The organism is Streptomyces sp. NBC_00012, from assembly GCF_045040875.1.
Lineage (GTDB): Bacteria > Actinomycetota > Actinomycetes > Streptomycetales > Streptomycetaceae > Streptomyces.
Window position 1 is genome coordinate 2704613 of sequence record NZ_CP108309.1, and the last position, 23615, is coordinate 2728227.

General features: G+C 71.1%; 19 protein-coding genes and 2 pseudogenes. 6 read left to right on the forward strand and 15 right to left on the reverse strand.

The features are described from left to right. Positions 1 to 193: 193 nt before the first annotated feature. The 5 genes from OHA19_RS12350 to OHA19_RS12370 all read right to left on the reverse strand — a co-directional run bounded on the left by OHA19_RS12350 (position 194) and on the right by OHA19_RS12370 (position 7283). The gene (locus OHA19_RS12350) at positions 194 to 2353 is read right to left on the reverse strand and encodes a putative bifunctional diguanylate cyclase/phosphodiesterase (protein WP_405750219.1); all 2160 of its coding nucleotides are present in this window, start codon (positions 2351 to 2353) and stop codon (positions 194 to 196) included. Positions 2354 to 2728: 375 nt separating this feature from the next. Beyond that, positions 2729 to 4921: an NAD-dependent DNA ligase LigA gene (gene ligA / locus OHA19_RS12355; protein ID WP_405716751.1), complete on the reverse strand. Its 2193-nt coding sequence runs from the start codon at positions 4919 to 4921 to the stop codon at positions 2729 to 2731. A 30-nt stretch (positions 4922 to 4951) separates the two neighbouring features. Next, positions 4952 to 5977, reverse strand: a complete 1026-nt coding sequence (locus tag OHA19_RS12360) for a methionine synthase (RefSeq protein ID WP_405716750.1) — start codon at positions 5975 to 5977, stop codon at positions 4952 to 4954. Positions 5978 to 6024: 47 nt separating this feature from the next. Continuing rightward, on the reverse strand, positions 6025 to 6714 hold the full coding sequence (locus tag OHA19_RS12365; RefSeq protein ID WP_405716749.1) for an SDR family oxidoreductase: 690 nt from the start codon (positions 6712 to 6714) through the stop codon (positions 6025 to 6027). Positions 6715 to 6743: 29 nt separating this feature from the next. Next, positions 6744 to 7283, reverse strand: coding sequence for a TIGR00730 family Rossman fold protein (locus tag OHA19_RS12370; RefSeq protein ID WP_405716748.1), 540 nt, complete (start codon positions 7281 to 7283; stop codon positions 6744 to 6746). A gap of 101 nt (positions 7284 to 7384) precedes the next feature. On the opposite strand from OHA19_RS12370, the gene OHA19_RS12375 reads away from it, so the two are divergent. Both OHA19_RS12375 and OHA19_RS12380 read left to right on the forward strand, forming a co-directional pair. Beyond that, positions 7385 to 7720 carry a DUF427 domain-containing protein gene (locus OHA19_RS12375; RefSeq protein ID WP_405716747.1) on the forward strand — a complete coding sequence of 112 codons (336 nt, stop codon included), beginning with the start codon at positions 7385 to 7387 and terminating at the stop codon, positions 7718 to 7720. A gap of 108 nt (positions 7721 to 7828) precedes the next feature. Further along, on the forward strand, positions 7829 to 8629 hold the full coding sequence (locus OHA19_RS12380) for an alpha/beta fold hydrolase (protein ID WP_405716746.1): 801 nt from the start codon (positions 7829 to 7831) through the stop codon (positions 8627 to 8629). Positions 8630 to 8707: 78 nt separating this feature from the next. On the opposite strand, the gene OHA19_RS12385 is transcribed toward OHA19_RS12380, so the two are convergent. Next, positions 8708 to 9175 carry an ATP-binding protein gene (locus OHA19_RS12385; RefSeq protein ID WP_405716745.1) on the reverse strand — a complete coding sequence of 156 codons (468 nt, stop codon included), beginning with the start codon at positions 9173 to 9175 and terminating at the stop codon, positions 8708 to 8710. Between the two features lie 281 nt (positions 9176 to 9456). Here OHA19_RS12385 and OHA19_RS12390 point away from each other — a divergent pair, with 281 nt between their 5' ends. Both OHA19_RS12390 and OHA19_RS12395 read left to right on the forward strand, forming a co-directional pair. Continuing rightward, positions 9457 to 10311 carry a helix-turn-helix domain-containing protein gene (locus OHA19_RS12390; RefSeq protein WP_405716744.1) on the forward strand — a complete coding sequence of 285 codons (855 nt, stop codon included), beginning with the start codon at positions 9457 to 9459 and terminating at the stop codon, positions 10309 to 10311. 11 nt (positions 10312 to 10322) lie between these two features. Then, positions 10323 to 10517, forward strand: coding sequence for a DUF397 domain-containing protein (locus tag OHA19_RS12395; protein WP_405716743.1), 195 nt, complete (start codon positions 10323 to 10325; stop codon positions 10515 to 10517). Between the two features lie 68 nt (positions 10518 to 10585). Here OHA19_RS12395 and OHA19_RS12400 read toward each other — a convergent pair whose 3' ends face one another. From OHA19_RS12400 to mnmA, 6 genes and pseudogenes are all read right to left on the reverse strand, one after another. Beyond that, positions 10586 to 11149, reverse strand: a complete 564-nt coding sequence (locus OHA19_RS12400; RefSeq protein WP_405716742.1) for a dihydrofolate reductase family protein — start codon at positions 11147 to 11149, stop codon at positions 10586 to 10588. Between the two features lie 59 nt (positions 11150 to 11208). Then, positions 11209 to 11886, reverse strand: a pseudogene (locus tag OHA19_RS12405) (transposase); the annotation flags it as partial. A 26-nt stretch (positions 11887 to 11912) separates the two neighbouring features. Continuing rightward, positions 11913 to 12566, reverse strand: coding sequence for a response regulator (locus OHA19_RS12410; RefSeq protein WP_405716741.1), 654 nt, complete (start codon positions 12564 to 12566; stop codon positions 11913 to 11915). 74 nt (positions 12567 to 12640) lie between these two features. After that, the gene (locus tag OHA19_RS12415) at positions 12641 to 14347 is read right to left on the reverse strand and encodes a sensor histidine kinase (RefSeq protein ID WP_405716740.1); all 1707 of its coding nucleotides are present in this window, start codon (positions 14345 to 14347) and stop codon (positions 12641 to 12643) included. 146 nt (positions 14348 to 14493) lie between these two features. Beyond that, positions 14494 to 15139: pseudogene (locus tag OHA19_RS12420) on the reverse strand (transposase); the annotation flags it as partial. A gap of 52 nt (positions 15140 to 15191) precedes the next feature. Further along, on the reverse strand, positions 15192 to 16322 hold the full coding sequence (gene mnmA / locus OHA19_RS12425; RefSeq protein ID WP_405716739.1) for a tRNA 2-thiouridine(34) synthase MnmA: 1131 nt from the start codon (positions 16320 to 16322) through the stop codon (positions 15192 to 15194). 61 nt (positions 16323 to 16383) lie between these two features. Between mnmA and OHA19_RS12430 the strand changes: the two genes are divergently transcribed. Then, a complete protein-coding gene (locus tag OHA19_RS12430) occupies positions 16384 to 17064 on the forward strand; it encodes an N-acetylmuramoyl-L-alanine amidase (protein ID WP_405750222.1) in 681 nt (226 codons plus the stop codon). A 48-nt stretch (positions 17065 to 17112) separates the two neighbouring features. On the opposite strand, the gene OHA19_RS12435 is transcribed toward OHA19_RS12430, so the two are convergent. Continuing rightward, entirely contained in the window at positions 17113 to 18282 is a 1170-nt protein-coding gene (locus OHA19_RS12435) for a cysteine desulfurase family protein (protein WP_405716737.1), read from the reverse strand. Positions 18283 to 18424: 142 nt separating this feature from the next. Beyond that, a complete protein-coding gene (locus OHA19_RS12440; RefSeq protein ID WP_405716736.1) occupies positions 18425 to 18604 on the reverse strand; it encodes a hypothetical protein in 180 nt (59 codons plus the stop codon). 36 nt (positions 18605 to 18640) lie between these two features. Between OHA19_RS12440 and OHA19_RS12445 the strand changes: the two genes are divergently transcribed. Then, positions 18641 to 22480: a S8 family serine peptidase gene (locus tag OHA19_RS12445; protein ID WP_405750225.1), complete on the forward strand. Its 3840-nt coding sequence runs from the start codon at positions 18641 to 18643 to the stop codon at positions 22478 to 22480. A gap of 51 nt (positions 22481 to 22531) precedes the next feature. Here the strand turns inward: OHA19_RS12445 and OHA19_RS12450 are convergent, their stop codons facing one another. Beyond that, positions 22532 to 23542, reverse strand: a complete 1011-nt coding sequence (locus OHA19_RS12450; protein WP_405716734.1) for a helix-turn-helix domain-containing protein — start codon at positions 23540 to 23542, stop codon at positions 22532 to 22534. Positions 23543 to 23615: the final 73 nt, after the last annotated feature.

Sequence of the window (23615 nt, forward strand, 5' to 3'; positions counted from 1 at the left end):
CAACGCGGCGAGTGTGCGTGCCGAGCGTCGCGCGGCAGGTGGAAATGTGCCGCCGACCCCCAATCCTATGGGGTCGCCCGCCGCCACTCCCGCCACCCGGGGGAACACCCTGGTCGGACGAGGATTTCCGGCTCCCGCGCCGCCTCCGGGGAGGCGGGGGCCACCGGACGTGCCGCCGGTGGCCCCTGCGGGGTCAGGTCGTCGCGGGCCGCGAATTGACCGTCCGGCCGGCCTGGCGCTGCTCCAGCTCCGGTGGCTTACCGGCCGCTGCCGCTGCGGCGGCTGCCGCTGCGGCCAGCTCGGCCGGCCGCCGCCAGCCGTGCTCGCCGCGGGCCCGCAGCCAGGCCGTGGTCTCCTGCGGCGGCATCGCCGCGGCGACCAGCCAGCCCTGCACCGCGTCGCAGCGCAGATCCCGCAGCCGTTCCCAGGTCTCGTCGTCCTCGACGCCTTCCGCGACGACCAGCAGGCCGAGCGAGTGGGCCAGGTCGATCGTGCAGCGGACGATCTCCGCGTCCTCGTTGTCCACGGCCAGCCGGGCGACGAACGAGCGGTCGATCTTCAGCTCGCTGACCGGCAGCCGGCGCAGATGGACGAGCGAGGAGTACCCCGTACCGAAGTCGTCGAGGGACATCTTCACGCCGTGCCCGGTCAGTCCGGCGAGTGTGTCGGCGGCGCGCTGCGGGTCCTCCAGCAGCACGTGTTCCGTTATCTCCAGCTGCAGCGCCCCGGGCGGGACGCCGTGCCGGGCGAGCCGGGCCGCGACGCCGCCCGCGAACCCGGGAGTGTGGACGTCGCGCGGGGAGACGTTGACCGCGACGGGGACGAACAGGCCCTGCGCCCGCCACCGGGCGACCTGGGCCAGCGCCGTCTCCAGGACGTACTCCGTGAGGTGCGGCATGAGCCCGGACGACTCTGCGATGGCTATGAACTCGTCCGGGGGGACCCTGCCGCGCTCCGGGTGCACCCAGCGCACCAGGGCTTCGAGGCCGGCCACCTGGCCGTCGAAGCGGACCTTCGGCTGGTAGTGGAGCTCGACCTCGCCGGCGTCCAGGGCGCGGCGCAGATCGCCCAGGAGCCCGAGCCGGTCCGGGGTGTTGCTGTCCCGCTTCGACTCGTAGACCTCGACGCCCGTACGGTCCCGCTTGGCCTGGTACATCGCCACGTCCGCACGCCTGAGCAGCCCCTCGGCGTCCAGCGCGTGGTCCGGGTAGACGGACACTCCGGCGCTGGCCTCCAGCACCAGGGTCAGTCCGTCGAGATCGAGCGGGGAGGACAGCTCGGCGACCAGGTGGCGGGCGACCCGCTGGGCGCTGGTGGTGGAATCGGCGGCCGGGAGGAGCACCGCGAACTCGTCGCCGCCGAGCCGCGCGGCCTCCGCTCCCCGGGGCAGCGCGAGCCGGAGACGCTCCGCTATCTGCAACAGCAGCCGGTCCCCCGCCAGATGGCCGAGGGTGTCATTGACCGCGCGGAAACGGTCGAGGTCGATCAGGACCAGAGCGGATCTGGTACCGGCGGATTCGGCGTCCTCCAGGGCCGTCCAGGTGCGCTCCAGCAGCCACTGCCGGTTGGGCAGTCCGGTCAGCGGGTCGCGCAGCTGCTCCTCCGCGCGGGCCCGGGCGATCCAGAGGGCGGAGTCGAGGGCGATCAGCGGGACGGCGAAGAGCGGCAGGAGCAGAGGGGTGGTCATCGCGACGACACAGATCAGCGGCGCGATACCGAGCAGGGCGACCGCGACGAGGCCCTGGCGCAGCAGTGCGGTGCGGGCGACGGTCGGCAGTCCGCCGCCCTGGGGGCTCCGGACGTACCACAGCAGGACCCGGGTCACCAGAAGGTAGGTGGAGGCGGCCAGCAGGACCTCGGGGACGGCGTCGATGCCCCAGTGGAGTGGCTGCCATGGTGATTCGACGGTGTGCACCTCGCCGAACGCGGCGAGCACCAGGGCCGCCGCGCCGATCCCGAGGATGTCCACCGCACCGTGCAGCAGCCCTTGCCACCAGCGGTGCCGGCGGGCGACGCCGACGAGGACGACGACGACCAGGGAGACCAGCCCGGCGGGCACCCAGCCGTAGAGCAGCAGCACGGCCAGGGTGAGCGAGGCTCCGGAACCGGTCCCTCCCCACCAGCGGTCGCGGCCGAGCGCGACGAGATGGCCGACGATGATTCCGGTCAGTGCGGCGAGGGACCAGCCGGCCTCGCCGTCGGGAAAGAGCGCGTGTCCTTCGCTCACGGTCCGATAGAAACCGGTCGCGATCTGAACAACGGCGATCACGATGGCAACGGCACCCACTTTTGGCGTGAGGCCGACGAAACCTTGCAGCCGCGACACCGGTGCGGCGCTCTCGGTCGGTTTCATTCCGTCCCTCTCACAGCCGGCGGTGCCGATGTCACCTGATGGTTCGCGCCACTCCGCGACGACCCGGTTTCCCACCCCGCGGCCGGACACGGCAGGTGCACGTCTCAACAGTAGGCCGCGGAAGGCTTCTACGGGCAGCGCTCTGACGCTCTTGCCCGAATGCGGACCGACCGTCCGTCAGCATCTGCTATGCGCCGATCGGGTGAATCGGCCGGCGCATCGAAACCCTTGCCCCGACCTGCCCCGCAACACCCTTTATCGCCCCCTTGCTCACCGTTCGCCCGCCCCTTTTCGCACTCCCGTCGCTCCGCCCGGATGCCCACCCCGGACCCCGCCCGGTTCCTTGCCCGATCCCCGCCCCGGGCAGGATCCGCCCTATTCCGCCGGTACCTCGGCCGGCACCGCCGCCTCGCGCGCCGCATCCGGACCCTGATCGAGCAGCACGGCGAAGCCGTCCTCGTCCAGCACCGGCACCTTCAGCTGCATGGCCTTTTCGTACTTCGAACCGGGGTTGTCACCGACGACCACGAAGGACGTCTTCTTCGAAACGGAACCCGTCACCTTCGCCCCGCGGCTCTGGAGCGCCTCTTTCGCGCCATCCCTGGTGTGGCCGGCCAGCGTGCCGGTGACGACGACGGTGAGCCCATCGAGCGGGCGCGGCCCCTCCTCCTCCCCCGCCCCCTCGTCGGCCATCCGGACCCCGGCCTCCCGCCACTTGCGCAGGATCTCCCGGTGCCAGTCCTCGGCGAACCACTGCTTCACCGACGCGGCGATGATGGGGCCGACCCCGTCGGCGTCGGACAGCTCCTTCTCGGTGGCCTCGTCGATCCGGTCGATGGAACGGAACTGACGGGCCAGCTCCGCGGCGGCGACCGGGCCCACATGGCGGATCGAGAGCCCGGTGAGGATCCGGGCGAGCGGTGCCTCCTTGGCCGCGGCGATGGCGTCGAGCATGGCGAGGGCGTTCTTCTTCGGCTCGCCCTGCTGGTTGGCGAAGACCCAGGCGGTCTTCTCCTCGCCGGTCTTCGGGTCGCGCTTGGGCAGCCCGCTGTCCTGGTCCCGGACGTAGGCCCGGATCGGCAGCAGCTGCTCGACGGTCAGCCCGAAGAGATCGCCCTCGTCGCGCAGCGGCGGCTCGGCGGGCTCCAGCGGCTTGGTCAGGGCCGCGGCGGCGACATAGCCGAAGTGGTCGATGTCGAGGCACTTGCGGCCCGCGAGATAGGCGAGGCGCTCCCGCAACTGGGCAGGGCAGGAAAGGGCGTTGGGACAGCGGACGTCGATGTCGGCTTCCTTCATGGGCCGCAGCTCCGTACCGCACTCGGGGCACTCGGTGGGCATGACGAACGCCCGCTCGGTGCCGTCACGGAGGTCGACGACCGGGCCGAGGATCTCCGGGATCACGTCGCCCGCCTTGCGGAGCACCACCGTGTCCCCGATGAGGACGCCCTTCGCCTTCACCACGTTCTGGTTGTGCAGGGTGGCGAACTCCACCTCGGAGCCCGCCACTTCGACCGGCTCGACCTGCGCGTACGGCGTGACCCGGCCGGTCCGGCCGACGCCGACCCGGATGTTGACCAGCTTGGTGTTGACCTCCTCCGGGGCGTACTTCCAGGCGATCGCCCAGCGCGGGGCGCGCGAGGTGGAGCCGAGCCGGCCCTGGAGCGGGATCTCGTCGAGCTTGACGACGACGCCGTCGATCTCGTGCTCCACGGAGTGCCGGTTCTCGCCGAAGTACCTGATGAACTCCCGTACCCCGTCGAGGGAATCCACCACCTTGTTGTACTTGGCGGTGGGCAGACCCCATTCGCGCAGCAGCTCGTAGGCGTGCGACAGACAGTCGATGTCGAAGCCCTCGCGGGCACCGATGCCGTGCACCACCATGTGCAGCGGGCGGGTGGCGGTGACCTTCGGGTCCTTCTGGCGCAGTGAACCCGCCGCCGCGTTGCGCGGGTTGGCGAACGGCTTGTCCTCGGCCTCGACGAGCCGGGCGTTGAGCTCCTCGAAGGCCTCCATCGGGAAGAAGACCTCACCGCGGATCTCGACCAGCGCCGGGATCCGGTCGCCCTTCAGCCGGTGCGGGATCTCGGCGATCGTACGGACGTTGGGGGTGATGTCCTCGCCGGTGCGGCCGTCGCCGCGGGTGGCGGCCCGGGTCAGCCGCCCGTGCTCATAGGTGAGGTTGACCGCCAGTCCGTCGACCTTCGGCTCGCACAGGAAGTGGTATTCGGTGGTGCCGACCTCCTTGGCGATCCGCTCGCCCCAGGCGGTCAGCTCCAGGTCGTCGAAGGCGTTGTCCAGCGAGAGCATCCGCTCCCGGTGCTCGACGGAGGTGAATTCCGTCCGGTACGGGCCCGCGACCTTCTGTGTCGGCGAATCCGGGGTGCGCAGCTGGGGGTACGTCTCCTCCAGCACCTCCAGCTCGCGCATCAGCCGGTCGAACTCGGCGTCGCTGACGACCGGCTGATCGCTCACGTAGTACCGGAAGCGGTGCTCCTCGACCTGCTCGGCGAGGAGCATGTGCTGCTCCTGGGCCTGTGCGGGCACCGTCGTCTGCTGTTCGCCGGCCATCGTCTCGTCCTCCCGTTACCCGTTGCCCCGTTACTCAGGGTTGTCTGCGAGCGATCTCGCGGCCCGGACGCAGTGGGCGAGCGCGGCGCGCGCGTACGCGGGCGAGGCACCCGCGAGCCCGCACGACGGGGTGATCACCACGGACTCCGCCAGAGTCCCCGGATTCAGCCCCAGCCTGCGCCACAGCGTCCTGACACCCATGACGCTACCGCCCGGGTCCGACAATCCGCCCGAGGCCGGGTCGGTGCCCGGCACCACTCCGAGGAAGAGCCGGGTGCCGCCCTCGACGGCTTCCCCGATCGCCTCCTCCTCACGCTCGGTGAGCAGTGAGAAATCGAACGAGATGGCGTCGGCCCCGGCCCGGCGCAGCAGCGCGAACGGCACCTCGGGCGCGCAGGTGTGCACGACCGTCGCCGATTCCCCGGCCGCCGTCAGGACATCGCGCAGGGTGCCCTCGACGACCTGGCGGTCCACGGCCCGGTAGGTGCGGTAGCCGCTTGCCGTCCGGACCCGCCCGCGCAGTACGGCGGTCAGCGACGGCTCGTCGAGCTGGAGGATCACTTCGGCGCCGGGCACCCTGCGCCGCACCTCGGCGAGGTGGGCGCGCAGCCCCTCCACCAGTGAGCCCGCCAGGTCACGGCAGGCCCCCGGGTCGCCGAGCGCGGCCTCGCCGCCCCGGCGTTCCAGCGCGGCGGCCAGCGTCCAGGGCCCGACGGCCTGGACCTTGAGCGGCCCCTCGTACCCCTGGGTGAACTCCTCCAGGGCGTCCAGGTCCTCACCGAGCCAGGACCTGGCCCGGCGGGTGTCCCGTCCGGGCCGGTCGCTGATCCGCCAGCCGCTGGGCTCGACGTGCCCGTACAGGTCGACGAGCAGGCCGATGGTCCGCCCGATCATGTCCGCGCCGGGCCCGCGGGCGGGCAGTTCCGCCAGATACGGCAGGCCCTCGCCGCCCGCGAAGGAACCGGTGACGGTCTTCGCCGCCTCCCGTGCGTCTCCCCCGGGCATGGACCCGATCCCGGTGGCCGGGCAACCCCTGAACTCGCTCTTCTCGCTCACACGGGAAGCCTAGGGCCTCTCGTTCGGATCACGCCCGGCCCGCAGGGTCAGCGTCCGGGGCGCACCGTGAGGTCGTTGACCTCGGCGTCGCGCGGCAGGTCGATGGCCATCAGGATCGTGGTGGCCACCGACTCCGGGTCGATCCACCGGGAGGGGTCGTACTCCTTGCCCTCCTGCTGGTGGACCTTGGCCTGCATGGGGCTGGCGGTGCGCCCCGGGTAGACGGAGGTGACCCGGACGCCGTTGGCGTGCTCCTCGTGGCGCAGCGAGTCGGCGAGGGCCTTCAAGCCGTGCTTGCTCGCGGCGTACGCGCTCCACTCGGCGTGCGCGGCGAGGCCGGCGCCCGAGTTCACGAAGAGGACGCGGCCCTGGGCGACGCGCAGCAGCGGCAGGAAGAGCCGGGTCAGCTCGGCGGGCGCGACCAGGTTGGCGTTGAGCTGGAAGTGCCATGCCTTGGGTGTGAGATCCCCGACCCGGCCGAGCTCGACCACGCCCGCGATGTGCAGCAGCGAGTCGACCCGCTCCGGCATCGCCTGCTGGGCGAGCGCCCACGACAGCCGGTCCGGGTTGGAGAGATCGCCGACGAGCGTGCGCGCGCCGGGGTGGAGCGCGGCCAGTTCCTTGGCGCGGCCCGCGTCGCGGGCGAACAGCACGGCCTCGTCACCGCGCTCCAGCAGACGGCGGGTGACGGCGGCTCCGATGCCGGAGCCGGCACCGGTGATGACATGAGTGGGCATGCGCCCCATGATCGCACCCCGCCGCCCCGTCACTGCAGGCCGGACCACTCCTCCAGGTGGGCCAGCGCGCCCACGCCGTCCTTGGCGAAGAACACCAGGTCGGCGAGCGGGAGGGGCAGGAAGCCCTCGTCCTCCATGCGCTGGAACTGCTGGCGCAGCCCGTCGTAGAAGCCCGCCGTGTTGAGCAGCACGACCGGCTTGTCGTGCTTGCCGTGCTTCTTCAGCTCCAGGATCTCGGTCGCCTCGTCGAGCGTCCCGGTCCCGCCCACCATGATCACGACCGCGTCGGCCTTCTCCAGGAGCAGCGCCTTGCGCTCGGCGAGATCGCGCGCGATCACCATCTCGTCCGCATTGGCCCGCGCCTTGGCCGCCAGGAAGTCCACCGACACCCCCACCAGCCGCCCGCCCGACTCCTGGACCCCGTCGGCGACGACCTTCATCAGCCCGCTCTCCGAGCCTCCCCAGACCAGGGTGTGTCCGCCCTTGCCGAGCAGCTCGGCGAATTCGCGGGCGGGCCGGGTGTAGCACTCGTCGAGGTCGGCGGCGGAGAGAAATACGCAGATCTTCATGGAGCAACCGTAAGGGCCACCACCGACACACCCCTGCACCCGGCCACCAGGCAGGACCGGGACCGGGGAAGAAACGGGCCCGCGAAACGGCTGACCTTCGTATGACTACGTCACCAGGACACCGCATCACGGTCGAGCCCGGCACCGAGCATGTACGTGTGGTCCGCGACGGACAGGTGCTCGCCGAGAGCCGGCGCCCGCTCGTCCTGCGCGAGACCGGATGTCCGGTCCGCTACTACCTGCCGCCCGAGGACGTCCGTACGGACCTCCTGGCGACTTCGGACACCCGAACCCACTGCCCGTTCAAGGGAGATGCCTCCTACTGGTCGCTGCCGGGCGCCGCAGACCTCGTCTGGGCCTACCCGGACCCGAAGCCTGAAGTCGCCGCGATCAAGGACCACTTCTGCTTCTACGAAACCGAGACAGTCACCGCCTGACCGTCCCGACTGATCGTCAAGAACGTCCCTGACCTGGGAGTTCGAAGAACTTCAAAAAAACTTCGGCCGGAGCGATGAGTTTCTCCGGGCCCGGCGGTCCACCCTCGCATGGACAAGATTCTCTCCCGCGACGGCACCATGATCGCGTACCGGCACCGGGGTGAAGGGCCGCCGGTGATCCTGGTGGGCGGCTCGCTGGGCACGGCGGCGACCGAGGCGCCGCTGGCGCGGCTGCTCGCGCCGCACTTCCATGTCGTCACGTACGACAGGCGCGGCCGCGGCTCCAGCGGCGACAGTGGCCCGTACGCGGTGGAACGCGAGATCGAGGACCTGGCCGCGCTCGTCACCGCGACGGGCGGCCGGGCCTCCGTCTTCGGCATGGGCGCCGGCGGGGCCCTGGCCCTGGAGGCACAGGCCGCCGGCCTCCCCGTCGACCTGCTGGCGGTGTACGAACCGCCCTACACGCCGGGCGCCGCGGGCCTCCAGTACAAGGCGTGCTGCACCTCGCGTCTGCACCGGCTGCTGTCCACCGGGGACCGCGCGGGAGCCGTCGAGCTGTTCCTGTCCGTGACGGGCGTGCCGGCCGACATGATCGCCCGTATGCGCCGCGCCCCGCTGTGGAGCGACCTGCTGGCGATGGCCCACACCCTCGCGTACGACGACGCGATCCTCGGCACCGGCGCGATCCCGGCCGCCCGGTTTGCCTCCGTCACGGCCCGCACCCTGGTGATCTGCGGCGGCTCCAGCCCCACCCGGACCCACCTGGCGACCCGCGCCCTCGCAGAGACCCTCCCCCGCGCCCGCCACCGCACCCTGACGGGCCAGACCCGCGACCTGGCCCCGCAGGCGGTGGCCCCGGTCCTCACGGAGTTCTTCGCCGGACCCGTCCGCCTGCGCCAGACTTCCTGACCCCACGACCCGCCCCGCGCGACCAACGCCCGTACGGGGGTCGGACGTGGTCGCGCGGGGCGCCGCCGCATCCGCGGCTCAGGCACCGAGCGCGAGCTCGAACCAGACAGTCTTGCCACCCGGCCCGAGCGCCCCTTCCCCTATGGCGCACCCGCCCCATCGGTCCGCGACGAGTTCGAGGATGGCCATGCCCCGCCCGGCTTCGGCGTGGGGGGCGACGGGCGGGACGTACGGCTTGGGCAGGTCCGGGCTCATGTCCCAGACGCTGATCCGGAGCACTGGGTGCCGCCACTGGAGCCGCACGGCGGCCGGCCCCTTGGTGTGCCGTACGGAGTTGGTGGTCAGCTCGGACGTCAACAGTTCGGCCCGGTAGCTGAGTTCGGCCAGTTCGTGGGCGTTGAGGATGGCGCGGAGGGCGGTACGCGCGATCCGGGGGCTGCGCGGGTCGCAGGGGAAGGCGAGTTCGTACTGCCAGGGTTCGGCGAAGGGAATGGGAGCGGGGTGTTGGTGGTCGTACGGGATGTAGGGGGTGTCTTCGGTCCTCACGGGCACCTCCTGGGGTGCGTGCGAGTGGTCTCAAGTGGACTTGCGCCAAGGGTGGTTGCAGCCTGGGCGGCGGTGGCAATGCCGGTCCGGGGCCCGCCTTCCCGGGTGGGCGGGGTGGATCGGTGCGCTTCCGCCATCAGCTGCGCAAGTGGCACACATCACAGAGTAAGAGAGAAACTCATAACCGTGATACCAAGTCACTCCGAAGAGTTAACTTCCTGTTCTTGGTGGAACGTCGGGCTCTGAGTAGGCACACTGTGCGCGAACCGAGGAGAGTGCACATGGCGCCGCGACAGACCCCAACCATCCTTCAGCGCCGATTCGGCATCGAACTTCGGCGGCTTCGCGAAGGGGCAGGCATGACCGCCCCCGCAGCAGCCGACCTCCTGGGCACTGACCGCACGGTCATCTCCAATGTGGAAGCCGGGCGCTTCGGCATCAGCGAAGAGCGTCTGCGCCGGCTCGCCAGCATCTACGAGTGCAGCGACTCGTCCCTGATCGACGCACTCGCCGGGCTGACCGGTGGGCGGAAGTCAGGCTGGTGGGAGGAGTACCGGGGCAAGATCCCACCAGGCTTTCTGGATGTATCGGCACTTGAGCACCTCGCCGTGCGCCTACGAACTGTCCAGATCGCGCACCTTCCAGGCCTGTTCCACACCGAGGACCATGCACGCGCGATTTTTGAACTCTTCGTCCCGCCCATGCCGCGCCTCGAAATCGAACTACGCGTGGCACACCGCTTGGCCCGCCAGTCCGTAGTCACTGGAGAGCACCCGATCCCCTACACCGGCGTGATCCACGAAGCTGCGATCAGAATGCGGATCGGTGGCCCCGACGTCACGCGCGCTCAGCTGCTGCACCTGCTGGATGCGAGTGAACGCCCCAATGTCAACCTGCACGTCATCCCGTTCGCAGCCGGTGGATTCCCGCTCCTCGGCGACTCGTCCGTCCTGTACGCAGAGGCTGCCAATCAGCATCTGGACACCGTGCAGCTGGACTCGCCCACCGGAGCCGTCTTCATCGACTCCCCCACGCAACTGGCGAACTTTCGCACCAGGCTGGACATGGTCGAGAAGGTGGCGTTGACTCCCGTCAAGTCCAGGGATTTCATCCGCTCAGTCGTCAGAGAGCTGTAGAGGTGTCTCACGTGTCCGGCCTGCATTGGTTGAAGTCATCGTTCTCCGACGCAGGAGGGAACAACTGCGTCGAGGTTGCCGCCGCAGAGGGTACAGACATCGCGATCCGCGAGAGCGAAACCCCGGAGCACATCCTCACGACGAACCGATCCGCACTCCGCGCGCTTGTACTGGCGGTGAAGGCCGGCAACGCCGGCCTCGGCTGAACGAGGGACGGCCGCGCCTGTTGCTCACTGACTGGCCCGTTCTTCCCAGGGCTCGGCGGACGAGCCGGCTAACGCGCCACGCGGTAGCGGAGGTAGACGACTCTGGAGCTGAAGGTGCGGGTCTCGACGAGTTCGAGATCCACCCGGCGCTCGCGCTGGGGAAAGAACGGGATGCCACCGCCAACCAGCACCGGGTAGACCCTGGCCCGGTACTCGTCGATCAGGCCCAGCGCGGCCGCCTCGGCGGCGAGAGTCGCGCCGCCGATCGCGATGTCGCCCTCCCCCGGCTCGGCTCGCAACCGCTCGATCTCCTCCGCCAGGCCGCCGGAGGCCAGGCGGGCATTGCCCTGCACGGCCGACAGCGTGGTGGAGAACACCACCTTGGGGAGCGGCTTCCAGACTGCGGCCCACTCGAGCATGGCGTCGTCGAGCGATGGATCCTGGTCGGCGGTCTCCCAGTACAGCATCGTCTCGTACAGCCGTCGTCCCAACAGGTGGACGCCGACCTGTCGAATCTCGTCGATCCAGGAGCGAAAGACATCCTCGCCGGGCGCCGTCCAGTCGAAGTCGCCGTCCGGCCCGACGATGTAGCCGTCAAGTGAGACGCTCATCGAATAGGTCACGCTGCGCATCAGAAGCCCTCCTCGGTAACGGGTTCGACAGTACGACCGCCGGACACCGCAAAACTCATCGGTTCCCAGCGGCGGGTCCTGCCGGTCAGGGCAAGCATCGGCATCCAGGCAAGGAGGTCGAGTGCGAGGGAGACGATCTCCAGCCAGATCCGGCTCTGTGCGGTGTAGTACAGGGGCAGGTTGCGCAGGCCGTCGCGGGCGTTTCGGATGCGGTCCTCGCAGCGGGTCCGTCTGCGGTGACGCAGTTCAAGGTCGGCGAGCTGACCGCCGGTCGTGTTGGTCGCGAAACAGGTCAGCCGCAGCCCGTCCACGTCGGTGAAGCGCAACGGGGCGCCGGGGTGCGGCCGTTCCTTGCGGACGATCAGCCGCATACCCTTCGGCCAGGTGCTCAGGTCGGGGATGGCGGTGATCTCCGCGACCCAGGCGCCGGGCCGTTCGATGCCGTCGGCGTCGCAGGCCGGTGTCCACGCCTTCTTCGGGATCTTCAGGACGGCCTGGTGGATGGTGTCGGTGATGGTCGTTCCGACGGAATACGACAACCACCGGCCCCGGCGGGTGAGCCGGTCGAGGAAGGCGTGGGTGCCGCCGGCGGAGTCGGTGCGGATCAGTGTCTGCCGTCCCCGGCGCAGGTGTCTGGGGAGTTGGGCCAGGGCGAGCCCAGTGGTGGTGATGTGGTCGCTCGCGGTGTTGGAGCCTGCGCTGCCGGGGCGCAGCAGCGCGGCCACCGAAGCGGGCTCTGCTTCAACGTCATCGAGTGGTGTGGTCAGGTTCCCAGGTCGGCGTCGCGTGCCAGCAGTGCGGCCTGCACTCGGTTCTCGCAGTCCAGCTTGGTCAGGATCCGGCTCACGTACGATTTGACCGTGGCCTCGCTCATGTGGATCCGCCGACCGGCGTCCGCGTTGGACAGGCCCTCACCCAGCAGCGCCAGGACCTCCAGCTCACGGTTGGTCAGCGCGTCCAGCCGGCGGCGTGCCTGCTCGGCACGGTGGGCGCTCTGGCTGGACGCCAACGAGTCCACGACACGGCGGGTGGCACCCGGCGACAGGTACGCGTCTCCGGCCGCGGCGGCCCGGACCGCGCGCATGAGTTCCGCGGGCGCCGAGTCCTTGAGCAGAAAGCCCGCGCTGCCCCCGGTCAGGGCGCGCAGTACGTTCTGCTGTTCCCCGAAGGTTGTCAGGATCAGCACCCGCGTGTCAGGCACGGTCCGGTGCAGCTCGGCCAGGGCCGTCAGTCCGTCCATGACCGGCATCTGGATGTCGAGCAGCACGACGTCCACGCGTCGGGTCTGGGCCAGTTCGACCGCCTCACGGCCGTTCACCGCCTCGGCGACGACTTCGATGTCGTCGGCGGAGGAGAGAATCATCCTGACGCCTGCCCGGATGAGCGGCTCGTCATCCGTGACGAGAACCCTGATCATGATTCCCCTGCGCGGTCCTTGAGTGTCTACCTGCGGTCACTCGCCATCATCCCTGATCGAGCGCCCGGCACTCCTCAGTTCCTCACCTCGAAGGACTTCTTCTCGGTCAACTTGCCGTCCTTGAAGCAGAACCGGAAGACCGGCTCCATGTCCGGATTGCTGCTGGACTCCGTGGAAGTCAGGCTGAGGCACTTCGCGCCCTTGGGCACGGGCGGCGCACCCATTTCCAGGCCGTCGGTCAGGAAGCGGTTCTCCTTGGGCAACTGCTTGCGGATCTCTGCCTCGGACTGGCCCACCTTCACCGCGTCGTACTGCTTCGGCTCGATCCTGGTCTTTTCCGCCTTGTCCAGGAGGACGTATCCCCCGACGCCGACGGCGGCGATCACCAGCAGCAGAGAAATCAGTACCGCCATCCCACAGCCGATGGCTATGCCGCTTCCGTTCTTCCTGCTCATTGCCTTGGCCAGCTCCTTCAGACCGTTCCCGTTCATGACGGGACCACCCTCGTCCAAGGAGTCCCCCGGGGTCTGCTGCCAAAAGGCGCCTGTTGGATCAACGAACGTCGTCGTCACGTTGCCGGGCTCGGGGCTCGGGACACCGCCTTCCGGCGATGTGTACGGCAGCACGCCCGCCAGCCGGAAACCGCCGTCCGCCGTCGGGCCCGCGTGCGCCATGCCCCCGATGAGCCGGGTCCGCTCACCGAGCCCGGTCAGCCCCTGGCCGCCGCTCACCACGTCCCGGCCGTTGTCCGTCGTCCCGGTTGCGGGTCCGTTGGCGACCTCCACGACCAGCGCGTCCGGCTCATACCGCAGCTCGACGGTGATCGGGGCGCCCGGGGCGTGCTTGTGGGCGTTGGTCAGGCCTTCCTGGACGATGCGGTACGCCGCGTGATCGGCGGTCGGGGGGAGCGGGCACGGCTCGCCGGAGTGCCGCAGCTCCACGGCCGCGCCCGCGCTCCGGGACGTTCCCACCAGGCCCTCGATGCCCGCCACCCCGCGCGACAGCGCCGTGGTGTCCTCCGCCGCCGCAGCCGCGACGCCTGGGGTGGTGCGGTCCTGGTGGGGGACTTCCGTGCTGTCCCGCATCACCTGTACCACCTCGCGCAGCTCGTGCATCGCGGCCACCGACGCCTCGCGCAGCACCCCCACTGCCTCCCGCTGCCGTCCGGTCAGCTCGCGGTCCACCTCCAGCGCGCCCGCGTGCACCGAGATGAGCACCAGCTGATGGCCGAGGCTGTCGTGCATGTCCTGCGCAATGCGCTGACGCTCCCGCGCCCGGGCCTGTCCGGCGATCATCGCGCGCTCGCGTTGCTGCTGGGCGTCGTACTCCCGGAGCGTGTCGGTCAGCGTATGGTGCTGCGACCGGTGGCGGCCGGCCAGGCCGGGCGCGATGATCGCGACCAGCGGCCACAGGACGTCGAAGACCAAGCGGGGCAGTGAGAGGTGAGGCAGCGCCTGCACGACTGCCAGGCCGAGGTTGAGGACGTACGCGAGGGCGAAGGTGCCGACGGCCTTGCCGACCCCGTCGATCCGCCGCCCCGCCGACCAGGCGGCGACAAGGACCAACGGGGCGAGACCGCCGAACAGGACAGAGCCGACGGCGGTCACCAGCAGCACGGTCGCGGGCAGCGTCCGGCGCAAAAGTGACAGCGCAGCGATCGCCAGCCCGGCGGCAGCGATCCGTACGGTGCCGCCTTGGTCCAGGGCCGCGAGACCTGCTCCCAGCAGCCCGAACGCCACGCTCAGCAGCGATTCGCCCACGATGCGCCAGGGAGACCACATACCGGGAGCCAAGAGAGCCCTGCCCAGGGCGGCCAGCCGCGGGGTCGCCGAACGCAGCCTCGCCGCCAGCGCCTGGCGCGCCGATGCTTTTGGGGCCGTAGATTCCACACGAGTCACCCGGCTACGTTAAGACCCTCTCAACCCGCTCCGCGTCGGCCATTGGTCGCGACGGCCAACGACGAAAGTCCCACCTGGCGCGGCGGCCCGGCATCCGTCGGCCACCCACAAGACCCCGGCCGCAGCAGAGCGCCGACGGGCTCGCCGGTCCCTGCCCGGCCGTGGTCGACGAACGCGAACAGCGGGTGATGGCCGAAGGTCTTCCGCCAGGTCGCGGCCGCGTGTTCCTTCTGCGAGTGCGCGAGGACCAGGACCCCGTCGATGTCCACGATCACCTCGCCGCCCGCGTTCGGGGCCGCCTGGCCCGCCAAGTGCCAGGCCCGCTCGCGGACTTCGCTTCGCGCGCGTTGGATGGCCGCGAGCGCGCGGGGACCGGCCGCGGCGAGCATGTCGAGGGAACGGAAGACGGTCTGATCGGACGCGACCGGTCCGAAGACGGCGGGCTCGGCCCGCAGCAGGCGGCAGTCGCCGCCCGGAGCGACGCCGAGTGCGATGACCGGCAGGATCTTGCCGGGGTCGTGCACCGCTCTGGACTTGCGCCAGGGCGCGAGCGCTGCGGACAACCCGGCGGCCATGCCCGTACGGCGGGCTGTCTCCACCCAGCAGGACTCAGCCGGCCTGCGAGATGCCCCCTCTGCCGCCACCCGACACCCGGACACGCGGGTACGACTCGATACGTTTATTGTGACGGTTGCCCTGGCCTCGTCCCCGGCCCGGGCCCCGGCGATCAGCCGGTCGCCGCCGTCTCCCGCCGTACCGTCGTGGCGATCGTCGCCGAGCCGACGACGCGGGTGCCGTCGTAGAGGACGACCGCCTGGCCGGGGGCCACGCCCCGGACCGGCTCGGTGAAGGCGACGTGGAGCGTGCCGTCGAGCAGTTCCGCCGTCACCTCGGTCTCGCCGCCGTGGGCGCGGAGCTGGGCGGTGTACGTGCCGGGGTCGGTCGGGGCCGTGCCGCACCAGCGGGGCTTGATGGCGGTGAGGGCGGTGACGTCGAGGGACTCGGCCGGGCCGACCGTGACCGTGTTGTTCACCGGGGAGATGTCCAGGACGTAGCGCGGCTTGCCGTCGGGGGCGGGGTGGCCGATGCGCAGGCCCTTGCGCTGGCCGATGGTGAAGCCGAAGGCACCCTCGTGGGTGCCGACCTTCGTGCCCGACTCGTCGAGGATGTCGCCCTCCGCCTTGCCGCCGAGGCGGTCCGCCAGGAAGCCCTGGGTGTCGCCGTCGGCGATGAAGCAGATGTCGTGGCTGTCGGGCTTCTTGGCGACGGCCAGGCCCCTGCGCTCGGCCTCGGCGCGGATCTCGTCCTTGGTGGTGAGGGTGTCGCCGAGCGGGAACATCGCGTGGGCGAGCTGCTTCTCGTCCAGGACGCCGAGGACGTACGACTGGTCCTTGGCCATGTCGGAGGCGCGGTGCAGTTCGCGGCTGCCGTCCTCGCTGAGGACGACGGTGGCGTAGTGGCCCGTGCAGACCGCGTCGAAGCCGAGCGCGAGGGCCTTGTCGAGGAGCGCGGCGAACTTGATCTTCTCGTTGCAGCGCAGGCAGGGGTTGGGCGTGCGCCCCGCCTCGTACTCCGCGATGAAGTCGTCCACGACGTCCTCGCGGAAGCGTTCCGCCAGGTCCCAGACGTAGAAGGGGATGCCGATCACGTCCGCGGCCCGGCGGGCGTCGCGGGAGTCCTCGATCGTGCAACAGCCGCGCGCCCCGGTACGGAAGGACTGCGGGTTCGCGGAGAGGGCGAGGTGCACACCGGTCACGTCGTGGCCCGCCTCGGCGGCGCGGGCCGCGGCGACGGCGGAGTCGACACCGCCCGACATGGCGGCGAGCACACGGAGGGGGCGCTGGGAAGTCTCAGTCATAGCTCCACCAGGGTACGGGGCGCCGGGAACCGAACGCTCTCGGATATGCGTTGTGGATCACATGGGGACCAAGGGGACACCGGGCACCAAGAGCTCCGGGGGCGCGAAGTCCGGGCGCGGCATCAGCCGGCGCGGACTTCTGATCGGCGCCGCAGTCACGGCCGTGGGCACCGCCGCGCTGGCGCGGGAGCAGCTGCAGCATGCCTGGTGGCGGCTGCCGGGAGTGGAGAAGCCCCGGAAGCCCGGCGAGGTGGATTTCGCGCGGGCCCAGTGGATAGCGGCCTCCTCGGCGAACTGGCGGCGGGCCGACCGCCCCGACGACTACACGATCGACCGGGTCGTCATCCATGTCACCCAGGGCAGCTACCAAAGCGCGGTGAAGGTCTTCCAGGACCCGGGACACGGAGCGGCCGCGCACTACGTGGTGCGCAAGGACGGTCATGTGACGCAGATGATCCGCGAGCTGGATGTGGCGTTCCACGCGGGGAACAGGTCGTACAACGAGCGCAGCGTCGGCATAGAGCACGAGGGCTTCGTGGACCGGCCGCAGGACTTCACGGCGGCGATGTACGGGGCCTCGGCGCGGCTCACGGCGGCGATCTGCGGGCGGTACGGGATACCGGTGGACCGGGAGCACATCATCGGGCACGTGGAGGTGCCGGGCACGGACCACACCGATCCTGGCAAGCACTGGGACTGGGACCGGTATCTGAAGCTGGTCCGGGCGGCGGGCGGGCGGTGACCGCGGGGCCCGTCCGGGCGGCGCCGGACGGGCCAGGTCCCGCCGGACTCAGCTGAGTCCCGCGGTGCGCGCCCGCTCCACCGCCGGTCCGATCGCGCGGGCCACCTCGTCGATGTCCTGCTTGGTGGACGTGTGGCCGAGCGAGAAGCGCAGGGTGCCGCGGGCCAGGTCCGGATCGGTGCCGGTGGCCAGCAGTACGTGGCTGGGCTGGGCGATCCCGGCGGTGCACGCGGAGCCGGTGGAGCATTCGATGCCCTGGGCATCCAGCAGCAGGAGCAGGGAGTCGCCCTCGCAGCCGGGGAAGGTGAAGTGGGCGTTCGCGGGGAGCCGGCCGCCCGGGGCCGGGTCGCCGCCGAGGACGGCGTCGGGCACGGCCGCCAGCACGGCCGCGACCAGTTCGTCGCGGAGCCCGCCGATCTCGCGGGCGAACTCCTCCCGCCCGTCGGCGGCCAGCCGCCCCGCGAGGGCGAAGGAGGCGACGGCCGGCACATCGAGGGTGCCCGAGCGGACGTGCCGCTCCTGGCCGCCGCCGTGGAGCACGGGTACGGGGGTGTGTTCGCGGCCGAGCAGCAGCGCGCCGATGCCGAACGGGCCGCCGATCTTGTGCCCGCTCACCGTCATCGCGGCCAGCCCGGACCGGGCGAAGTCGACTTCCAGCTGTCCGAACGCCTGTACCGCGTCCGCGTGCATCGGCACATCGAACTCACCGGCCACGGCGGCCAGTTCACGTACCGGCATGATGGTGCCGATCTCGTTGTTGGCCCACATCACGGTGGCCAGCGCGACATCACCGGGATCGCGGAGGATCGCCTCGCGCAGCGCGTCCGGGTGGACGCGTCCGTGCCGGTCGACGGGGAGGTATTCGACGTTCGCGCCCTCGTGTTCGGCGAGCCAGTCGACGGCGTCCAGCACCGCGTGGTGCTCGACCGGGCTGGCCAGCACCCGGGTGCGGCGGGGGTCGGCGTCGCGGCGGGCCCAGTACAGGCCCTTCACGGCGAGGTTGTCGGCCTCGGTGCCGCCGGAGGTGAAGACCACCTCGCTGGGGCGTGCGCCGAGGGCATCGGCGAGGGTCTCTCTCGACTCCTCGACGGTACGGCGGGCCCGGCGCCCGGCGGCGTGCAGTGAGGACGCGTTGCCGGTGACGGCGAGCTGGGCGGTCATCGCCTCGATCGCTTCCGGAAGCATCGGCGTGGTCGCGGCGTGGTCGAGGTAAGCCATGGTGGGCTCGATTCTACGAGCCCGGGGCGGGGCGTACGGCGGGCGCATGGTGCCCCGGCACCCGCGCACGGCCCGGTGCGGTCTTCCTCACCCCGTTCCCGGGCCCGTCCGGGCGGGGAGGGCGTCGGGCTCCGCGCCCGGTTCAGCCGGCGAGGTCCCGGGCGACGAGGCCGTTGCCGGTGACGAGGAGGGGCTGCTCGGCCCCGGTGACTTTGCCGGTACGCGCGGTGGAGCGCGCCGTGTCGTTTTGGCGACATGTCGCAAGCGCGGCAGGGAAAAGGCTGGTGCGGCCGATCAGTGGGGCCCCAGTCTTGAGCCGCACCGCGTGTCCATCTCCTTGCCTCCTGGAAAGGTTCCGATGCACAGACGGTATCGCTCTGCCGCCGTACTGGCGGCAGGAGTCCTCATCGCCACCTTGGCCCCCACCTCCTCCGGCGCGAGCGCCGCCCCCGCGCCCGCCTCCGTCGGCGCGAACTCCGCCGGCCGTCCCCAGGTCAGCTCCGTCACACTCGTGACCGGTGACCGGGTGCGGCTGGAGACCTTCCCCGGCGGCCGGAAGGCCGTCTCCGTCGAGCCGGCCTCGGACGCTTCGCAGGCCGACTTCACCCAACTGGAGATCGACAAGCAGCTGTACGTGCTGCCCCGCGCCGCGCTCCCGTACATCGCCTCCGGCAAACTGGACCGGCAGCTGTTCAACATCACCTCCCTGGTCAAGCAGGGGTACGACGACGCCCACACCTCCGCCATCCCGCTGATCGCCCGCTACACCGGCGGCACGAACCCCACGTCCAAAGGGGCGCCCACCGGTTCGCGCAAGGGCCTGGTCATCAAGAGCCTGCGCGGCTCGGCACTGAAGGCGGACAAGAAGCAGGCCGGGCGCTTCTGGAAGGCCATCGACGACGACGCGCTCGCCAAGAGCAGCGCCGAGGGCGGCGCGAAGAACGCTTCCAAGAACTCTTCTTCCAAGAACTCTGCTTTCAAGAACGCGGCCTTCGAGGGCGGCGTCGAGAAGCTGTGGCTGGACGCGAAGGTCCACGCCTCCCTCGATCGCAGCACCGCGCAGATCGGTGCGCCCGAGGCGTGGCAGGCCGGCTACGACGGAAACGGCGCGACCGTCGCCGTCCTGGACACCGGCGCCGACGCCACCCACCCCGACCTGGCCGGGAAACTCGGCGAAGTACGCAACTTCACCGACGAGCCCACCGCGAACGACGGCCACGGCCACGGCACCCATGTCGCCTCCACCATCGCCGGCAGCGGCGCCGCCTCGGGCGGCTCGCGCAAGGGCGTGGCACCGGGGGCACGGCTGCTGATAGGCAAGGTGCTCGACGACGGCGGCTCCGGCTCGTACTCCGCCATCATGGGCGGCATGGACTGGGCCGCCCACTCGGGCGCCGACATCGTCAGCATGAGCCTGGGCGGCCAGCCCACCGACGGCACGGACGTACTCAGCCTCGTCCTCAACGGCCTCAGCGAGGAGACCGGCACCCTCTTCGTCGTCGCGGCGGGCAACACGGGCTCCGACTACTCAGTAGGCTCCCCGGGCGCCGCGGCGAGCGCACTGACCGTGGGCGCCGTCGACCGCGACGACAAGCTGGCCCCCTTCTCCAGCCGCGGCCCGCGCGTCGGGGACAACGGCGTCAAGCCCGACCTCACCGCCCCCGGCGTCGGCATCGTCGCCGCCCGCGCGGCCGGCACGTCCATGGGCAACCCGGTGGACGTGGCCTACACCGCCGCGTCGGGTACGTCCATGGCGACCCCGCACGTGGCGGGCGCGGCAGCGATCCTGGCCGGGCGCCACCCCGACTGGAGCGCCCAGCAGCTCAAGGACGCGTTGATGAGCACGACGCGTACCGCCCCCGATCAGACGGTCTACGAGCAGGGCACCGGCCGGGTGGACGTGGCCCGCTCGGTGCGCCAGCAGGTGCGCGCCACCGGCACCACCACCTTCGGCGCCCTGGCACCGGACGCGGGCCCGCGGCAGGTGAGCGTCACCTACACCAACGACGGCGACGCGCCCGTGTCGCTCACCCTGGACACCACCTTCGACAAACTCTACGGCTCCCCGGCCCCGGCAGGCACCATAGGCGCCCCCGCGCAGGTCACCGTGGACGCCCATGGCACCACCGACGTGACCGTGACCCTCGACGCGCCCGCGCTGCCGGAGGGCGTCTACAGCGGCCGCCTCACCGCCACCTCGGCCGACGGGCAGGCCGTCACGCACACCGTTCTCTCCGCGGTGATGGACCCGGTCACGCACAAGGTCACCGTGCGCGGCATCGACCGCGCCGGGCAGCCGGCGACCGTCTTCCCGCTGATCCTGCTGGGTCCCACGGGCCGCTTCGATGTCGTCCAGGAGGTGCCGGCAGGGCAGAGCCTGACGGTGGACATGCCCGAGGGCATGTACTACCTGCACGGCGTCATCACGCAGTCGACGGAGGACAACGTCACCAACAGCCTGGTGGTCAACCCCCACCTGCGGGTGGGCGGCGCCACGGAGCTGGTGCTCGACGCACGCAAGGCGGTCCCCGTGGAGATCCGGACCCCCAAGCGGGCCGAGCAGCGGGGCCCGCTGGTCTTCTCCACCCACTGGAAAGACGGCGAGCGGGAGTTCGCCAGCTTCTTCACCAGCGGACACAGCGGCGGACAGCTCCTCTACGTCACGCCCACCGAGGAGTTCACCGAGGGAACCTTCGAGTTCTCCTCCCGCTGGCAGCTGACCGCACCGATGCTCCGCGCACGCGCGGTCTCCCCCACCGCCGCGGCCGGTGTCCCCGTCCGTCTGCTCCACAACTCCCCCGCCGTGGAAGGCGTGCGGCGCCTGCGGGTGGTGGACGCCGGTCACGGACGCCCCGAGGACTACGCGGCGCTGCGCGCACGGGGCACGGACGTCCGCGGAGCGGCGGTGCTCGTGGAACTGGAGGGGGTGGAGTACGACGAGGCGGTGACCTCGGCCGCCCGAGCCGGAGCCGCGGCAGCCGTCACCACCGCCGGCGGCAACAGGTACGCGGCCGCGACCTGGCAGCCGGTGGGCCGGCGGCTGCCCGCGATCGGGCTGTACGCCTCCCACGCCACCGCGCAGCGGCTGCGCGCGCCGGGCACCGTGCTGGAGTTGAAGGGGACCCCGGAAAGCCCCTACCTCTACGACGTCGTGCAGGTCGCCCAACAGCGCGTCCCCGAGCACGTGGTCCACAAGGTCGGGCCGAAGAACACGGCCACCGTGGTCTCGCGCTACCCGGACACGGGCGGGGCGCGCTACGTCGCGGAGGACCGGCTGTCCTGGCGTCCGTGGGAGGGGGAGGATGTGCAACTCTCCATTCGGTCCCGGTACGTCCGCACCGGGCAGGCGCGGACGGAGTACCTGAGCGGTCCCGCCGACACCCGGTGGCTGCACTGGGTCAACCCCCGCAACATCTGGGCGATCCAGGCAGTGGGGACCGGCATGCTGGGCCCCCTGCGCACCTACCGGCCCGGTGAGCACGCCACGGAGAGCTGGTACGCCCCCGTGGTGCGTCCGGCGATCCCCCGAGGTGTCGAAGGGCTCGCCCACCGCAAGGGCGACCAGCTGACCATAGGGATCCCCGAGTTCGCCGACACCGCCTCCGGCCACTACGGCTACGCCCTGCCCCGCAAGGACGCCGACACCCCCTACCCCGACGAGACCCGGGCCGTACTGCGTCGCGGCGGCGAGATCCTCGCCGAAGGCTCCCGGGCGTGGGGCGTCTTCCCCGCGGGCGGGGACGACGGCCGCTACCGGTTGGACCTGGACGTGAAGCGCACCAGCCCCGAGGGCACCCTCTCGCGGGCCACCAGCACCCGCTGGTCGTTCACGGCCCCTCGCCCGGCCGAGGGCAAGGAGTCCCTGCTTCCCCTCCTCCAGCTCGACTACGACGTGGCCACGGACCTCCAGGGCTCCGCCCCTGACTCCGGGTCCTTCGCCTTCGGAGTGAGCGCCCGTCACCAGGACGGTCTGACGGGCCGTTCCGTGAAGGGCATGGAGGTGTCCGTCTCGTACGACGACGGCGGGCACTGGCGGGCGGCGAGGGCTTCCGCCCGGGGCGACGGCGCCTACCGCGTCCGGGTCACCCACCCCTCGACTGCCCGCACCAGCGGGTACGTCACGCTGCGGGTCCGCGCCTGGGACGACGCGGGCAACGAGGTGGCGCAGGAGATCGAGCGGGCGTACGCGCTGAGGTAGTACGCGAGATCCGGAAGCCGCGACCGGCCCCGGTCGCGGCTTCCGTGCGTCCTAGGACAGCCAGTCGCGCCGCGCCGCCTGCCACACCAGCTGCGTACGCGTCGTCGCGCCCGCCCGCTGCATCAGCGCGGTGATCCGGCGCTGCACCGTGCGGTGGCTGACACGCAGCTGGGTGGCGATCGCCTTGTCCGTCACGCCCGCGACGACCAGGGAGAGCAGATAGCGCTCGTCGTCGGCGAGACTGCCGCCCGGTCCCATGCCGTCGGCGAAGTCGGCCAGCTCGCCCGCCTCCGTGACGTGCAGTGGGGTCCCCGCCGCCCACTGAATGTCGAACAGGGCGACGAGGGCGTCCAGGAGAGTGCTGCTGCGGATGATCGCGGCAGTCGGCTCGCCGCGGGCGCCGGTCGTGCTGCCCGGCATCAGCGGGCAGACGGCGACAGAGCTGTCGACGATGACCATGCGCACGGGGAGTGCGCTGGTGGCACGGGCCACTTCACCGGCGCGGATGCCCTGGGCGACGTTGTCGACCATGCCGGGCTGCTCCAGGCAGGCCCGTTCGTAGATCGCCTCGTAGCGGATGCCCTGGGCGAGCAGCTCGAACTCCTCGTCGTTGTCCTGGGCGCGCAGCGCCACGGGATCGGCCTTGCAGAACCACCGCAGGTCACTGCGGGCCCCGTAGGCGAGTTGGCGCAGCTGCTGACGGATGGCTCCGGCCCCAGTGATCACCTCGACCAGTTGCCCGGCGTCATGGCGCCGTCCGCCCGCCCGGTACTCCTCGGCCAGCTGCTCCACTCCACGCCGCGCCCACTCCAGCGCTTCTTGGCCGCGCGCCAGCAGAGGCTGCAGCGCCACGTCCGGCGGGACGGGTACGTACCGTATGCCGCCGTCGCCCGGCAGCCGCCCGACCAGGCCTTTGTCATGCAGGGAGGACAGAAGCGACGCCGCCTCGCGTTCCCGGATGTGGAGCCGTTGGACGATCTCGTCCACGCCCGCACCTCGTACCTCCACCAGGTGGCGGTAGACCCGCTCCTCCGCTGCCCCGATCCCCGCTATCTCCAGCACGCACCCTCTCCCTCGCCGCAGCCCACCCCAGACGGACGCCCGCTGTGCCATCCATGATCGAACAGGATGCGGG